The sequence below is a fragment of the Actinomadura xylanilytica genome (assembly GCF_030283145.1).
Lineage (GTDB): Bacteria > Actinomycetota > Actinomycetes > Streptosporangiales > Streptosporangiaceae > Spirillospora > Spirillospora xylanilytica.
This window is the reverse complement of the sequence record NZ_JASNWE010000001.1, coordinates 1041019-1055491: the sequence shown is the minus strand read 5'-3', so window position 1 is coordinate 1055491 and position 14473 is coordinate 1041019. Positions and strand designations below refer to the sequence as shown.

13 protein-coding genes are annotated in these 14473 nt (G+C 74.6%); 8 read left to right on the top strand and 5 right to left on the bottom strand.

Translation table 11 applies throughout. From position 1 onward, the window contains the following. Window positions 1–51: 51 nt before the first annotated feature. From QP090_RS04935 to QP090_RS04925, 3 genes are all read right to left on the bottom strand, one after another. Complete coding sequence (locus tag QP090_RS04935; protein ID WP_285937255.1) at window positions 52–1293, bottom strand: lysylphosphatidylglycerol synthase transmembrane domain-containing protein; 1242 nt, start codon at window positions 1291–1293, stop codon at window positions 52–54. Between the two features lie 324 nt (window positions 1294–1617). Continuing rightward, complete coding sequence (locus QP090_RS04930) at window positions 1618–1887, bottom strand: hypothetical protein (RefSeq protein ID WP_285937254.1); 270 nt, start codon at window positions 1885–1887, stop codon at window positions 1618–1620. 58 nt (window positions 1888–1945) lie between these two features. Continuing rightward, window positions 1946–3499: an NHL repeat-containing protein gene (locus QP090_RS04925; RefSeq protein ID WP_285937253.1), complete on the bottom strand. Its 1554-nt coding sequence runs from the start codon at window positions 3497–3499 to the stop codon at window positions 1946–1948. A gap of 257 nt (window positions 3500–3756) precedes the next feature. On the opposite strand from QP090_RS04925, the gene QP090_RS04920 reads away from it, so the two are divergent. Then, the gene (locus QP090_RS04920; RefSeq protein WP_285937252.1) at window positions 3757–5541 is read left to right on the top strand and encodes a TerD family protein; all 1785 of its coding nucleotides are present in this window, start codon (window positions 3757–3759) and stop codon (window positions 5539–5541) included. Between the two features lie 37 nt (window positions 5542–5578). Here the strand turns inward: QP090_RS04920 and QP090_RS04915 are convergent, their stop codons facing one another. Next, the gene (locus QP090_RS04915; RefSeq protein WP_285937251.1) at window positions 5579–6061 is read right to left on the bottom strand and encodes a ferritin-like domain-containing protein; all 483 of its coding nucleotides are present in this window, start codon (window positions 6059–6061) and stop codon (window positions 5579–5581) included. Continuing rightward, window positions 6058–6552: a hypothetical protein gene (locus QP090_RS04910; RefSeq protein ID WP_285937250.1), complete on the bottom strand. Its 495-nt coding sequence runs from the start codon at window positions 6550–6552 to the stop codon at window positions 6058–6060. Before QP090_RS04910 ends, QP090_RS04915 begins: the two co-directional genes overlap by 4 nt. A gap of 270 nt (window positions 6553–6822) precedes the next feature. Between QP090_RS04910 and rimP the strand changes: the two genes are divergently transcribed. The 7 genes from rimP to QP090_RS04875 all read left to right on the top strand — a co-directional run bounded on the left by rimP (window position 6823) and on the right by QP090_RS04875 (window position 14451). Next, on the top strand, window positions 6823–7488 hold the full coding sequence (gene rimP, locus QP090_RS04905; protein ID WP_329519956.1) for a ribosome maturation factor RimP: 666 nt from the start codon (window positions 6823–6825) through the stop codon (window positions 7486–7488). Between the two features lie 25 nt (window positions 7489–7513). Next, window positions 7514–8575 carry a transcription termination factor NusA gene (nusA, locus tag QP090_RS04900; RefSeq protein ID WP_285938579.1) on the top strand — a complete coding sequence of 354 codons (1062 nt, stop codon included), beginning with the start codon at window positions 7514–7516 and terminating at the stop codon, window positions 8573–8575. Then, a complete protein-coding gene (locus tag QP090_RS04895; protein ID WP_349666473.1) occupies window positions 8541–8882 on the top strand; it encodes a YlxR family protein in 342 nt (113 codons plus the stop codon). The genes nusA and QP090_RS04895 overlap by 35 nt, the downstream gene beginning before the upstream one ends. A gap of 119 nt (window positions 8883–9001) precedes the next feature. Next, window positions 9002–12073 (top strand): translation initiation factor IF-2, encoded by a 3072-nt coding sequence (infB, locus tag QP090_RS04890; protein ID WP_285937248.1) that lies wholly within the window; start codon window positions 9002–9004, stop codon window positions 12071–12073. A gap of 238 nt (window positions 12074–12311) precedes the next feature. Further along, window positions 12312–12608: a DUF503 domain-containing protein gene (locus tag QP090_RS04885; RefSeq protein WP_285937247.1), complete on the top strand. Its 297-nt coding sequence runs from the start codon at window positions 12312–12314 to the stop codon at window positions 12606–12608. A gap of 35 nt (window positions 12609–12643) precedes the next feature. Then, the gene (rbfA, locus tag QP090_RS04880; protein ID WP_285937246.1) at window positions 12644–13132 is read left to right on the top strand and encodes a 30S ribosome-binding factor RbfA; all 489 of its coding nucleotides are present in this window, start codon (window positions 12644–12646) and stop codon (window positions 13130–13132) included. Beyond that, the gene (locus QP090_RS04875) at window positions 13129–14451 is read left to right on the top strand and encodes a DHH family phosphoesterase (protein WP_285937245.1); all 1323 of its coding nucleotides are present in this window, start codon (window positions 13129–13131) and stop codon (window positions 14449–14451) included. Before rbfA ends, QP090_RS04875 begins: the two co-directional genes overlap by 4 nt. Window positions 14452–14473 lie beyond the last annotated feature (22 nt).

The window sequence follows — 14473 nt, the reverse complement described above, 5'->3', positions numbered from 1 at the left end:
GGGCGAGCGGTACGGCTCAGTGGTTCGGTCCCGGCGGCGCCGGGGCGCCGGTCAGTTGCGCGGAGCCTCGGCGGGCGTGCCGGCCGGGAACGTCGAGTAGGGCGTCAGGCACGCGGCGGCGCCGAACCCGTCGAGCAGGGCCCGTCCGGCGCCGGCGAGCCGGCGCTTGGTGCCCGCCGAGAGGCGCGGGCCCTCATGCAGGCCGGCCCAGGCGATCCAGCCGACCGCGACGACCACCCAGTACGACACGAGCCGGTAGAGGCCCACGGCGGCGGCGGCCGGCGTCAGCGTCGCGCCGAAGGCGACCAGCGCCGCGGCCATGCTGCTCTCGATCGCGCCGATGCCGCCCGGCAGCAGCGGCAGCAGGCTGCCCGCCGCCTGCGCGGCGAAGTAGGCCAGCGCCACGCCGTGCGGGTCGACGTCGATGCCGACGGCCCGCGCCGCGGCGAGCAGCGCCAGGATGTCGAACACCCAGTTGAACAGGGCCAGCATGACCAGCATGCCCAAGTCGCGGCGGTTCGGCCGCAGCAGCGCGAGGCCCTCGTGCAGGCGCTCGGCGTATGGGGCGACCCGCCGGTGCGCCATCGCGGTCCGCCACACCCGCCGCAGCGGCGCGGCCAGCAGTGCGCGTGCGGGCGCCCAACGCAGCGCGGGCACCAGCAGCAGGACCAGGGCGAACGGGACGGCCAGCGCCAGCAGTGCCGGGCCGCGCGCGTGCGGCTCGGCCACCAGCGCCAGCAGGCCGACCACGGTGTAGGCGGTCGTGGTGATCACCCCGCCGGCCAGGATCACCGCCGTGGCGAGCTGCGCTGACGCGCCGCTGCGGCGGAACTGCCGGAAGGTGTAGACGACGCTGACCGCCGGGCCCGCCGGCAGCGTGGTGGACAGCGCGTTGCTCGCATAGGTGATCGCGAACGCCCGGCGGACCGGGATCCGCAGCCCGCCGATCCGCAGCAGCCGCCGCTGGAGCCGGGCGAACGAGGCCATCGACAGCGCCTCGCCCAGCACCACCATGATCAGCCAGAGCGGCTCGGCGTGGGTCGCGGCGCTCCACAGGGCGCCGGGGTCGGGGAGCTGGTCGTGGAAGAGCGGCAGCGCCGCCACGGCGGCCAGCAGCATCCCCCACTGGACGATCAGCCCGCGCCGCCTGCGCCACCAGGCGCCTCGCGGCGTGTCCCCCTGCGCGATGTCAGCGGCGGACGAATGGGCGGAGATCCCGGGAATATCGGGGACGTCCAATGAGGGCGGGGGAGGGGCGAGCGCGGGCGAGGGCACCGTGCGCGCACCGTTCATGGCCGGGCCACCTCCCAAACTGGTCCACCAAGCGCAACCGGACCCCGGGTAATGGCATTCCCTGACTTGTGCACCGGAATCGCAAAATCGACCCTGCCGCGTCGGTCGTCCGGCCCCCGCGGCCGACCGCGCCGGGGCCCGGCGGTCTCGCCTGGGAACCCAAGAGCCCGCTCACCGGCGGGTTCAGCGTCGGGGGGGCGTGACGTCCGGGCCCATGCGGGTGGTGCGCTGAAACGCCGACGGCGCCCCACGGCCCTTCCGGACCGTGCGGGCGCCGCCGTTCCTTCTCCCGACCCGACCCGACCCGACCTACCGGCCGTGCGGTCAGGGCCAGTCGGTGGGCTTGACCGCGTCGGCCTCGGCCGGGTCGTTCGGCTCCGGCCAGGGGCCCGAGCCCTTCCGGCTCCTGCGCCGCTCGTATTCGGAGATGCCGATCTCACCGGCGTCCGGGTCGTCGATGACCAGGTCGTCGGGCGGGTCCTCGACGTACTCCTCCGTCAGCGCGACCTCCTCGGCCTGGTCGTCGTCGCCCATGTCGTCGCTGTTGTCCCGCCTGTCGCGGTCCTCGCCGTCTCCGGGCTTCGGTCCGGTCATGGCCCCCTCCAGAGGTCGGAATGCCGACGTCAGGGGACCTTCCCGGTGTCCCGGTGGCCTACTCGCGGTCGCGGACGGCCACCAGGCCGCCGAGCACCCCGACATAGGCGGTGCCGTCCGGGCCGAGGGTGACCGGCGCCCAGTTGTTGTCGAACCACTTCCCGGTCCCGGTGAGGACCTTGTAGACCGTCCGGCCGGTGTGCACGTCGACGGCGGTGAGGTACCAGGCGTCGATGAGGTCCTCGCGCTTCTCCTTGGTGTACAGGTACAGCAGCCCGGCCGGGACCGACACCTTGGCGACCGTCGACGGCGACCGCTCCTTGCTCGTCCAGGTGGTCGTGCAGCCCTTCCCGCCCGGGTCGACGTCGATCCGGCTCGCGCCGCCCACCGATGAGCCGCCGGGCGGCAGCTCGAGGAAGTTGCGGTAGCCGTAGTTGTTCTCCACGAAGAGGCTGCGGCCGTACCCGATCAGGGAGTTGTCGGTGGCACTGGCGCCGCTCCCGAAGACCGGCACCTTGCAGAGCAGCTTTCCGTCCGAGCGCCGTTGCACGAGCACGTGCATCCGGTCGTCGGCGTTGTCGGTGATCGCCACGTACCCGTCGCCGAAGAACGTGGGCGTCGTCCCCGACCCCTGGTCGATCTGGCCGGGCTTGCGCCCGGTGCCCCGGTCGTAGGGGGTGCGCCAGACGACCTCCGGCGTGCCGTCCCCCGCCGCCCGCATCCTGTAGAGCGCGTGGTCGGACACGACGGACAGGCCGTCCTCGGCGGCGGCGAAGGAGTTCTGGATCGCCTCTCCGGGCAGCCTGCTCTGCCGCACGGTCCCGGTGTCCGGATCGACGGTCCCGATCCGGCCGTTCCGCGTGATCCACCAGATCAGCCCGCCCCAGTCGGGCCCCACGGCGGTGATCGGGTCGCACTCGCCCTTGGGCCACGGGGCGGTCCAGGTGGCGCAGTCGTGCGGGAGGTCGCCGCTGAGGTCCCAGTCGTCGGTGACGGTGAACCGCCACTTCCCGTCCGGGCCCCTCTCGTGGGCGAAGCGCCGCAGATGGAACGCCGAGTCGGCCAGGACCGCCCGGTCCTGCGGGTCGAGGTAGTAGTAGGCGCCGCCGGAGGTGTCGGTGAGGACCTTGTCCAGGCTCCCAGAGAACGCGGCCTGCACGGTCGACGGACGCGGCGGCAGCTCGTACGTCGCCAGGTCCTTGAGCGTCACCGGGTCGATCAGGCGCAGCATGAAGTTCTGCCCGCGCGTGCACTGCGCGACGATGAGCCCGGACTTCTTGGCGAACGTCACCGTGGAGCACAGCCCCGGCAGCAGCCCGCCGCCCTTCGCCTCGTTCAGCACCTGCGGGTTGCGGCCGAGCGGCCCTGAGAACGGGTAGGTGTCGGAGGCGTAGCTGTCGGCGTGCATGGACGAGGTTCCGACCGGCCCCTGATGCGGGTTGGCGGGGACGGGCCTGCCCGCGAGCGGGCGCGGGGTGGCGGGCGCGCCGACATAGCCCGGCACCAGTCCCCTTCCCGGCCCGTCCGGGATGGGGGTGGACCCCTCGGCCACCGCCGGTCCGGCGGCGGCGAGCACGACGGCCCCTGCTAGGGCCGCGACGCTCTTGCGCATTCGGGACTCCCTACATCCTTCAAGCCCGGATCCTGGACGTCCCGGTCGCGCCCTCCGGAACGGATCACCACATACCGGGATCATCGTCCGGCGCGCCACGATGGTTACGACCCCAAGGCCGTGCAGGCCCCCACCCGCGGGGGCACGGCGCTCCTGACTCCGCCACCGACCCCGCCGGCCCCTCCGATCTGACCGCATGTGGGCAGGCCGCCAGGTATCCGGGCGCGGCCCGCCCTGGCCGTGGTTAACCTGCCGCCATGCTGACGTCCAGGGTCGCCTCCGCCCCGCGCCCGGCCTCCGGTTACCGCCACGACTGGGCCTTCGTCGATGTCGAGACCTCCGGTCTCCGCGCGGAGCGCGACCGGGTGCTGTCCCTGGCGGTGCTCACGGCCGGGCCGGACGGCACGCCGGAGGCGGAGTACACCACGCTCCTCGATCCCGGCTGCGACCCCGGGCCCGTGCACGTCCACGGCCTCACCGCCGAGCGGCTGCGCGGCGCGCCCCAGTTCGAGCAGGTCGCCGGGCGCGTCGCCGAGCTGCTCCGCGGACGGGTGATGGTGGCGCACAACGCCCAGTTCGACTACGGGTTCCTCGCCGGGGAGTTCGCCCGCGCGGGCCTGACCCTGCCCGTCGAGCGGCGGCTGTGCACGCTCACGCTGAACCGCCGGCTGGCCCCGCCGACCCCCGATCTGCGGCTCGGCACGCTGGCCGCGCACTACGGCGCCGGGCTCTTCCGCGCCCATGACGCGCTGGAGGACGCCAAGGCGCTCGCGGGCGTCCTGCGCGGCTCGCTGGCCGCCGCGAGCGCGCTCGGCCTGCCGCTCCCGCTGGTCGCCTGCCCGCCCCGCGCGGCCGGCGGCCACCCGCCGCGGATCCCCAAGCAGCGATGTGCGTTCCTGAGCCCCGGACGGCTGCCGTCCGGCGGCCCGCTCGTGCAGGGCATGAAGATCGCCGTCACGGGCCCGACCGCGACCCCGCGCGAGGAGCTGGTGGCGCGGGCCGTCGCGGCCGGGCTGAACGTGATGGGCTCGGTCAGCCGGCACACCAGCGTGCTCGTCGCCGACGACGCCGGCTCCGGTTCGGCCAAGGCGCGCCGGGCGGCGGCCGAAGGCGTCCCGGTCATCGGCGAGCGCGAGTTCGCCCGGCTGCTCGGCGACGTCCGGCCGGGCACCCCGCACGAGCCGGTGCGGGGCGCGGAGGGCGGGGGACCGGTCCCGGCCCCGGCGGCGAAGCGGCGCCCGCCGGCCGGGCCGCTCGGCTCCCGGCGGGTGCTGGTCCTCGGCGGGACGCACCCCGAGGCGGTGGCCGCGCGGACCCGCGTCGTCGCCCTCGGCGGCGCCGCCGCGGTGAACCTCTCGGCCACCGTCACCGACGTGCTGGCGCTCCGCGGCGCGCGGGACGACCGCCGGATGGCCCGGATCGTCGCGCTCGAACTCCCGGTCCGCGACCCGGCGTGGCTCGATGCGCCCGACCGGCTCGGCCTCCCCACCGCGTCCGCCCGGCGGGCCGCGCCGGTGGTGCTGCCCAGGGGAGCGGTGATCGACCTCCCGGTCACCCCGGACACGGCGCGCTGGACGGTCACCGCCGCCTGGGCCCAGGCGGCCTCGTGCGAGGTCGACGTCGTCGCCTTCCTCGTGGACGAAGACGGCCAGGTGGCGTGCGACGAGGACATGGTCTTCTACGGGGCGCCCGAGACATCGGACGGGGCGGTGCGGCTGTCGACCGACGGGCCGGCCGAGCAGACCGTCGCGATCGACCTGGCCGCGCTGCCGGCGGCCGTCCGCAGGGTCACGGTGGCGGCGGCGATCGACGGCGCGGTGCGCTTCGGCGACCTCGGCCCGATCGAGATCGTCGCGGGCCCGGCCGGCGGCGGCACGCCCGTCGCCCAGGCCACCGTGGACGCCGCGACCACCGAGCGCACCCTGCTGCTCGGCGAGCTCTACCGGCGGGGGCCCTCATGGCGCCTGCGCGCGGTCGGGCAGGGCTACGACTTCGGGCTGGACGGCCTGGCCCGCTCGTTCGGCGTGGACGTCGAAGAGTGACCGACGGGAGTCAGGCGGCCCGGACCGCACCGTTCCCTCACGTGCCGGGGGTCACTCGCTCTCCGGGGGCCGCCTTGGGGGAGAGCGCGCTCTGCGGGAGCCCGGGGAACGCCTCGCCGGGAAGCGGGCGCCCCGCGCTCGAGAGCCAGCGCACCGAACGGATCATCGCCCGCTGCATGGCGTGCGCCGCGAACGAGCGGAGCGCCGGATCGGCGGCACCGGCCAGTCCCACGTACGCGCCGACCAGGTCCTGCTCCAGGGCGGCGGCGAGCTCGGCGGCGGTGCGCGCCGACGTGACCTTGACCGGGAGCCGGTAGACGGGCGCGGCGGCCTCGGGCCGGGCGCCCTGGCCGGTGAGCCGCGCGACCAGATCGTCGCGCTGGAGCCGGTGCGCGTCCCAGTGGGTCTTCGCCGTCTGCTGGAGAGGGCCGCGCAGCCGCGCGCCCAGCACGCCGTAACCGTAGACGGCCGCGTGCTCGGCCCTCAACGCGTCCTGGAGAGCGTTCACCGTGCGCCTCATGGCGCCCCCACCAGTGCCGCGGCGTGCCCGGCCTCGCAGGCGCCGATGCTGGCGAGGAGCTGGGCCAGCGCCGGATCGACCTTGCCCGCGTCGGCCACCCGCGCGGTCGCCGCCTTGGTCTCGGCCTGCCGCAGCACCGCGAGGGCCTCCCGCGGTGCGGCGGGGATCTTCTGCGGACGCGGCGGCGGGATCGCGCCACCCTCGTCCGCGCGCTCGCCCGACCCGGGGACGTAGTGCCGCCGCAGCACCGCCAGATGCTCGCGGTGCCGGGCGAGAACGGGATCGATGCGCCCGGCCAGCGACGCGTGCGCGGCCCGTGCGGCCTCGTACGAGGCGATCAGGTCCTGCTCGGACGCGATCGCGCCGACCAGTGCGGGCACCCCGGTGCGCGGCGCCGCCGCCTCGGCCGCGCAGCCCGCCAGCAGCGGGAGGGTGAGCGTCCCGCCCAGGACCGCGCGCCGCGAGACCCTGCCCGTCCTGGCCTGTGGCAAGCGTGTCTCCTCACCCGGTGGCGTGCCTGGTGGCGCGGTGGCCGGCCGCCGCGGTGATCGTCCACCCGTCGGCCCTGCTCAAGCATTCCATATCCGGCACGCCGGTGAGCTCTTCGAAAGACCGTTGGGGTGTCCGGCTGTCGATAGTCTTGAAGGGGCAACGGACACGCGGCGATTTCAGCACGAACACGGAGGAGGTCCCATGAGCGAGGAGTCCACTGGTGGCCGCGCTCAGCGGGGCCGCACAGCCCCGGTGAACGGAGTGCGACCATGAGCGCGCCGACCAGGGAAGAGGCCATCGAGGCACTGACCGGGCTGCTCGCCCCGGCGGTGGCCGAGCTCGGCCTCGACCTCGAGGAGATCGACGTGCGCCCGGCCGGGCGCCGCCGGCTGGTGCGGATCATCGTGGACGGTGACGACGGGGTCTCCCTCGACGACATCACCACGCTGAGCCGGACGGCCTCGGAACTGCTCGACGGGGCCGGGACCATGGGCACGGCGTCGTACGTGCTCGAAGTGTCCTCGCCCGGCGTCGACCGTCCCCTCACCGAGCCGAGGCACTGGCGCCGCGCCGTCGGCCGGCTGGTCGTCGCCCCGCTGACCGAGGGCGGGCAGATCGAGGGCCGCGTGGTGTCCGCGGACGACGAGACCATCGTCATCGACGTGGTCGACAAGCGCCGGGGTAAGGGCTCCGGCGGCAAGGGCCCCGGCGGCAAGGGCTCCGGCGAGAAGGGCCCCGGCGGCAAGAGCGGCCCGAAGTCCGGCGGGCCGCACCGGGGCGGGCCGAAGTCCGGTGAACCGGCCACCGCCCGGCGCCGGTTCGGCCGCGGCGACCTGGGACGCGGCCGGGTGCAGGTGGAGTTCCGCCCCATGGCGGACGCGACGGGCCCCGCCGACGAGGCCGACCAAACGCGTTCTCCGGCTCAGCCGGACTAGAGGGGGGAACCTCGTGGACATCGACATGACTGCGCTGCGCAGTCTCGAGAGCGAGAAGGACATCTCGCTCGAGGTGGCGGTGAAGGCCATCGAAGACGCCTTGCTGATCGCCTACCACCGCACGGAGGGCGCCGCGACCAAGGCCCGGGTCGAGCTCGACCGGCGGAGCGGGCACGTCACCGTCTGGGCGACCGAGACCGACGAGGAGGGCGAGGCCCTCCGCGAGTACGACGACACGCCCACCGGGTTCGGGCGCATCGCGGCGACGACCGCCAAGCAGGTCATTCTCCAGCGGCTGCGCGACGCCGAGGACGAGCTGACCTTCGGCGAGTACGCCGGCCGCGAGGGCGACATCGTCTCCGGCATCATCCAGCAGGGCAACGACCCGCGGAACGTGCTGGTCGACCTCGGCAAGATCGAGGCCGTGCTGCCGCCACAGGAGCAGGTGCCCGGCGAGCGGTACGAGCACGGCGAGCGGCTCCGCGCCTACGTCGTGCAGGTCCGCAAGGGCCACCGCGGCCCGTCGGTGCAGCTCTCCCGCACCCACCCCAACCTGGTGCGCAAGCTGTTCGCGCTGGAGGTCCCCGAGATCGCCGACGGCACCGTGGAGATCTCGGCGATCGCCCGCGAGGCCGGCCACCGCACCAAGATCGCGGTGCGCTCGCGCAAGCCCGGGGTGAACGCCAAGGGCGCCTGCATCGGCCCGCTCGGCAGCCGGGTCCGCAACGTGATGGCCGAGCTGCACGGCGAGAAGATCGACATCGTCGACTGGTCGGACGACCCGGCCGAGTTCGTCGGCAACGCGCTGTCCCCGGCCCGGGTCACCAGCGTCGAGGTGATCGACGCCGAGGCCCGGGTCGCACGGGTGATCGTGCCCGACTACCAGCTCTCCCTGGCCATCGGCAAGGAGGGCCAGAACGCCCGGCTGGCCGCCCGGCTGACCGGGTGGCGGATCGATATCCGGTCCGACACCGAGCCCGCGGGAGCCGCCGGGACCAGGCCGGCAAAGGCCACCGAACCCGACGAATCCGGATCTTCTACGTCAGGAGAGCATGCGACAGGTCCCGCCGACGCTTCGGCGCGGTAGACTCGATTCACGTGGCCGGGCGGCCCCGCTACGCATGTGCGTGGGCTGCCGGGCTCGCACGGCCAAGTCCGACCTGCTGCGCCTGGTGGTGATCGAGGGCGTCATCGTCCCCGATCCCCGTGGGCGGCTGCCGGGCCGGGGCGCACATGTGCACCCCGACCTGGGATGCCTCGAGCTCGCAGAGCGACGTCGGGCGTTCCCCCGGGCCTTCCGCCTGGCGGGGCCGCTCGATGGCGAAGCGCTGCGGGCGCGGCTTGCTACGCAGGCCGCGCGGCAGCAGGATGGAACACCGGTAAGCGACGTCTAGTCGGAAGCAGGTCGAGATTGCTATGAGCGCTCGATGAGCACGCCATGAGCACGCCGCAATGAGTACGGCACGTTAGCGACGGTCCGGAGGCCGCACCCCCGGACCGAGTAGGGAGTGCAGTGGCCAAGGTCCGGGTTTACGAACTCGCCAAGGAGTTCGGCGTAGAGAGCAAGGTCGTCATGGCCAAGCTCCAGGAGATGGGTGAGTTCGTACGTTCTGCGTCCTCCACCATCGAGGCGCCGGTCGTTCGCAGGCTGACAGATGCTTTTTCCAACTCGTCCTCCGGTAAGCCGGGGGAGAAGAAGGGCGGGCCCAAGCGCCCGTCCGCCCCGCGTCCCGGTCCGTCCGGGCCGCGTCCGGGTCCGTCCGGCGGCGGTGGCGGCGGAGAGGGCGCCCGCCCAGGCGGCGCCCCCAGGCCGGCCGCACCGCGTCCGCCCGCGCCCAAGCCGGGCCCCGGCGGTCCGGCCGGTGTTCCGGCCGCACCCGGTGGCCAGGGTGGCCCGAGCGGTCCGCGGCCGGGTCCGCGCCCGCCCGTGCCGCCGGCGCCGAGCACCCCGGTCGCGCCGCCCGCGGCCCCGGCGGCTCCGGCCGCCCCCGCGGCACAGGCCCCGAGCGCTCCGAGCGCCCCGCCCGCCGGTTCCTCCGGCGCGCCCGCGGCTCCGGCCGGTCCCGGCCCCAAGCCCGGTCCGCGCTCGCCCAAGCCGGGCCCGCGCCCCGGCCCGCGCCAGCAGGGTGGTGGCGGCGGAGGCCGGGGCCCCGGCGGGCCGCGTCCGGGCAACAACCCGTTCAGCTCGACCAACACCGGCATGGGCCAGTCGCCCAAGCCGGGCCCGCGTCCCGGCCCGCGTCCGGCCGGTCCCGGCGACCGCCCCAGCGGCGGCGACCGTGACCGTCCCCCGCGTCCCGCGGCGGGCGGCCGTCCCGGCGGCGCCCCCGGTGCGGGCGGCCCCCGTCCGAGCCCGGGCGGTATGCCGCCCCGGCCCGCCGGCGGCGGTGGCGGCGGACCTCGTCCGAGCCCGATGAACATGCCCTCGTCCCGGCCCGCGGGCGCCCCTGGGCGCGGCGGACCCGGCGGCGGTGGCGGCGGCGGACGCGGCCCCGGTGGCGGCGGTCGTCCCGGTGGCGGTGGCGGCGGCGGTCGTCCCGGTGGTGCCGGTCGTCCCGGTGGCGGTGGCGGCTTCGGCGCCCCGCGCGCCGGCGGCGGCGGTCGTCCCGGCGGTGGCTTCGGCCCCCGTCCCGGTGGCGGCGGCCGTGGCCGCGGCGGCACGCAGGGGGCCTTCGGGCGTCCCGGCGGGCGGCCGACGCGCGGTCGCAAGTCCAAGAAGCAGAGGCGTCAAGAGTTCGACCAGATGCAGGCGCCCGCCGCCGGCGGCATCCAGGCGCCGCGCGGTCACGGCAAGCCCATCCGGCTGCCGCAGGGCGCCACGCTGACCGACTTCGCCGAGAAGATCGGCGCCAACCCGGCGTCGCTCGTGGCGATCATGATGCACCTCGGCGAGATGGTCACCGCGACCCAGTCGGTCACCGAGGACACCCTGAAGCTGCTCGGCGTCGAGCTCGACTTCGACGTGCACGTGGTCAGTCCCGAGGACGAGGACCGCGCGCTGCTGGAGTCGTTCGACATCGACTACGGCGAGGACGAGGGCGGCGAGGAGAACCTCGTGTCCCGTCCGCCGGTGGTGACCGTCATGGGTCACGTCGACCACGGTAAGACCAGGCTGCTGGACGCGATCCGCAACGCCAACGTGGTCGCGGGCGAGGCCGGCGGCATCACCCAGCACATCGGTGCCTACCAGGTCGAGACCGTGGTGGACGGCGAGGACCGCAAGATCACCTTCATCGACACCCCGGGCCACGAGGCGTTCACCGCCATGCGCGCCCGCGGTGCCGACACCACCGACCTGGTGGTGCTGGTGGTCGCGGCCGACGACGGCGTCAAGCCGCAGACCACCGAGGCGATCGACCACGCGACCGCGGCCGGGGTGCCGATCGTGGTCGCGGTCAACAAGATCGACAAGGAGGGCGCGGACCCGCAGCGGGTGCGTTCCCAGCTCACCGAGTACGGGCTGGTCGCCGAGGAGTTCGGCGGCACGACCCAGTTCGTCGACGTGTCCGCCCGCGAGGGCATCAACATCGACGGGCTGCTCGAGTCGATCGTGCTGACCGCCGACGCCGAGCTCGAGCTCAAGGCCAACCCCGACATGCCCGCGCAGGGGTCCGCCATCGAGGCGCACCTCGACAAGGGCCGGGGCGCCGTGGCGACCGTGCTGGTGCAGCGCGGCACGCTCCAGATCGGCGACTCGATCGTCTGCGGCGTGGCCCACGGCCGCGTCCGGGCGATGCTCGACGAGAACGGCGACAACGTCGACGAGGCGGGCCCGTCCCGTCCGGTGCTGGTGCTCGGCCTGACCGCCGTGCCGGGCGCGGGCGACAACTTCCTGGTCGTCGAGGACGACCGGGTGGCGCGCCAGATCGCCGACAAGCGGACCGCGCGCAAGCGCAACGCCGAGTTGCTGCGCAGCCGCAAGAGCAGCTCCCTCGAGGAGCTGTTCAAGGACCTCGAGCGGGGCGAGCGGGACGAGCTGCTGCTCATCCTCAAGGGCGACGTGTCCGGCTCGGTCGAGGCCCTGGAGGACTCGCTCCTCAAGATCGATGTGGGCGACGAGGTCAGCCTGCGGGTCATCCGGCGCGGTGTCGGTGCGATCACGCAGGACGACGTCAACCTGTCGCTGGCGTCCGAGGGCGCGGTCATCATCGGCTTCAACGTGCGGCCTGAGCGCAACGCGCAGGAGCTGGCCGACCGCGAAGGCGTCGACATCCGGTACTACTCGGTCATCTACCAGGCGATCGAAGAGGTCGAGGCGGCCCTCAAGGGCATGCTCAAGCCGGAGTTCGAAGAGGCCCAGCTCGGCACCGCGCAGGTCCGCGAGATCTTCAAGGTTCCGAAGATCGGCAACGTGGCCGGCTCGATGGTCACCTCGGGGATCATCCAGCGCAACGCCAAGGCGCGGCTCGTCCGCGACGGCGTCGTGGTGTCGGACAACCTCACGGTGTCCTCGCTGCGCCGCTTCAAGGACGACGCGACCGAGGTCCGCGAGGGCTTCGAGTGCGGTATCGGGGTCGGGTACAACGACATCAAGATCGATGACGTCATCGAGTGCTTCGAGATGCGGGAGAAGCCCCGCGACTAAAGGCACGGACACGGCCGCGCGGCCCCGGCTCCCCGGGGCCGGGCCGCACGGCCGCCCACCTTGAGAACCAGTGACATGACGCCAGGCGGATCTCCAGCCTGGCGTCATGTCATGTCGGGGGCGGAACACGGCGGTCCGTCCCGCCCCCCGCCCGTCCCGCCGGCCGAGCCGCGCGGTCCGGGAACACGCCGGCTCTCCGCCGTCGTTCCATCTTCAAGAATCACGAGGTGATCGATAGGTGTACGTGGGGGCGCTGACTCTCGACCTGCTGCTGGGCGACGTCCGTTCACTGAAACAGAAGCGATCGGTCGTCCGGCCCATCCTCGCCGAGGTGCAGCGGCGGTTCCCCGCCGTCGCCGTCGCCGAGACCGGCGACAACGACCTGCACCGCAGGGCGGAGATCGGGGTGGCCGTGGTGGCGGGCACCGCGGCCAACTGCACCGAGGTGCTCGGCAAGTGCGAGAACCTCGTGGCCGGGCGCCCGGAGATCGAACTGCTGTCCGCGCGGCAGCGGCTCTTCAACGACGAGGACTGATGTCCTCGCGAGGACCATAGAAAGGGAGTGCGATCATGGTGGACGCAGCTCGCGCGCGCAAGCTCGCCGACCGCATCCAGCAGATCGTGGCGGAGATGCTGGAGCGGCGGGTCAAGGACCCGCGGCTCGGCTTCGTGACCGTGACGGACACCCGCATCACCAACGACCTGCGGGACGCGACCGTGTACTACACGGTGTACGGGTCCGACACCGAGCGCGCGGAGACCGCCGCGGCGCTGGAGAGCGCCAAGGGGGTCATCCGCTCGGAGGTGGGCCGGCAGACCGGGGTCCGGCATACGCCGAGCCTCACCTTCATCCTGGACTCCCTGATGGAGAACGTGGCGCACATCGACGACCTGCTCGCCCAGGCGCGGGCCAGGGACGCCGAGGTCGCCAAGGCGGCCCAGGGGGCCGAGCCGGCCGGCGACGCCAACCCCTATCGCGAGCCCGACGAGTCCGGCGATGAGGAGGCCCCTGCCGAGCCGGGCGGCCGGGACGGCGAGGCGGGACGCGCGTCATCGTGAGCGGGTCACAGGGCCGCGGCGAGACGCCGGGCGCCGGGCGGCCCGGCCGGCCCGCACAGCGCGCGCCGCGCGACGCGGGCGGGCACACCGCGACCGGCCACGACGTCGTCCCGCGTGCCGCGGGCGGACGGGGCCGCGCCGGATCCGGCGGGGCGGTGGCGCACGCCGCCCGCCGGGCCGAGCACCCGAAGCCGGCGGGGCCCGCCCCGACGGCCGCGTCCATCACGTCGGACGCGGCCGGCGGCGGACCCGGCCCGGGACCGGACGCGGCGGCCCCGGTCGGGGCGTCGTGGCCGTCCGGGGCCGACTGGAACCGGGCGCTGGAGCTGATCTCCGCGGCCGACGAGGTCTCGCTGGTCTGCCACGTGGCCCCCGACGGGGACGCGCTCGGCTCGATGCTGGCCCTCGGCCAGGCGCTGACCGCGCTCGGCAAGCGCTGCCTGGCCTCGTTCGGCGAGCCGTTCACCGTCCCGGGCATCCTGCGCTTCCTGCCCGGCCAGGACCTGCTGGTCGAGCCCCAGCGGATGCCCGCCGCGCCGACGCTGATGATCGCGCTCGACGCGGCCGGCGCCGCGCGGCTCGGCTCGCTGGCCGAGCGGGCGGGCCGGGCCGAGGCGCTCATCGTCGTCGACCACCACGCCTCCAACACCGGGTTCGGCGCGGTGCGGCTGGTCGACCCGGACGCCGCGGCGACCGCGGTGCTGGTCGACGAGCTGATCCGGCGGCTCGGCGTCCCGCTCGACCGCGACATCGCGCAGGGCCTGTACGCGGGGCTCGCCAGTGACACCGGCTCGTTCAAGTACCCGTGCACCACCCCGGAGGTGCACGACCTGGCCGGACGGCTGCTGGCCGCGGGCGTGCGCGCCGATGCGGTCAGCCGCGAGCTGTGGGACCGGGCGCCGTTCGGATACCTCCAGGTCCTGGCGGGGGCGCTGGCGCGGGCCCGGCTCGAACGCGACGCGGCGGGCGGGCGCGGCCTGGTCTGGACGACGATCGCGCGCACCGACCGGGACGCCCGCGACGTCCCCTACGACCAGCTCGAGGGCGTCATCGACCAGCTCCGCCGCACCGATGAGGCCGAGGTCGCGGTCGTCTGCAAGGAGAACGACGCGGGCGACTGGTACGTCTCCACCCGCTCCAAGGGCGCGGTGGACGTCGGCCGGGCCTGCGTCGAGCTCGGCGGCGGCGGGCACGACAGCGCCGCGGCGTTCACCGCGTCCGGCGAGCCCATCGCCATCATCGACCGGCTGCGCGCCGCCCTGCGCGGGCCGGAGGACGAGGCGCCCGTCCAGGACCGGCCCGCCGACCCCGGGCTGTAGGGCGCACCTGACCACCGAAGAC

Excerpts from the sequence above, each read along its gene's own strand:
- QP090_RS04935 (WP_285937255.1), bottom strand. The coding sequence starts at position 1,293 with ATGAACGGTGCGCGCACGGTGCCCTCGCCCGCGCTCGCCCCTCCCCCG.
- QP090_RS04930 (WP_285937254.1), bottom strand. The coding sequence starts at position 1,887 with ATGACCGGACCGAAGCCCGGAGACGGCGAGGACCGCGACAGGCGGGAC.
- QP090_RS04925 (WP_285937253.1), bottom strand. The coding sequence starts at position 3,499 with ATGCGCAAGAGCGTCGCGGCCCTAGCAGGGGCCGTCGTGCTCGCCGCC.
- QP090_RS04920 (WP_285937252.1), top strand. The coding sequence starts at position 3,757 with ATGCTGACGTCCAGGGTCGCCTCCGCCCCGCGCCCGGCCTCCGGTTAC.
- QP090_RS04915 (WP_285937251.1), bottom strand. The coding sequence starts at position 6,061 with ATGAGGCGCACGGTGAACGCTCTCCAGGACGCGTTGAGGGCCGAGCAC.
- rimP (WP_329519956.1), top strand. The coding sequence starts at position 6,823 with ATGAGCGCGCCGACCAGGGAAGAGGCCATCGAGGCACTGACCGGGCTG.
- nusA (WP_285938579.1), top strand. The coding sequence starts at position 7,514 with ATGACTGCGCTGCGCAGTCTCGAGAGCGAGAAGGACATCTCGCTCGAG.
- QP090_RS04895 (WP_349666473.1), top strand. The coding sequence starts at position 8,541 with ATGCGACAGGTCCCGCCGACGCTTCGGCGCGGTAGACTCGATTCACGT.
- rbfA (WP_285937246.1), top strand. The coding sequence starts at position 12,644 with ATGGTGGACGCAGCTCGCGCGCGCAAGCTCGCCGACCGCATCCAGCAG.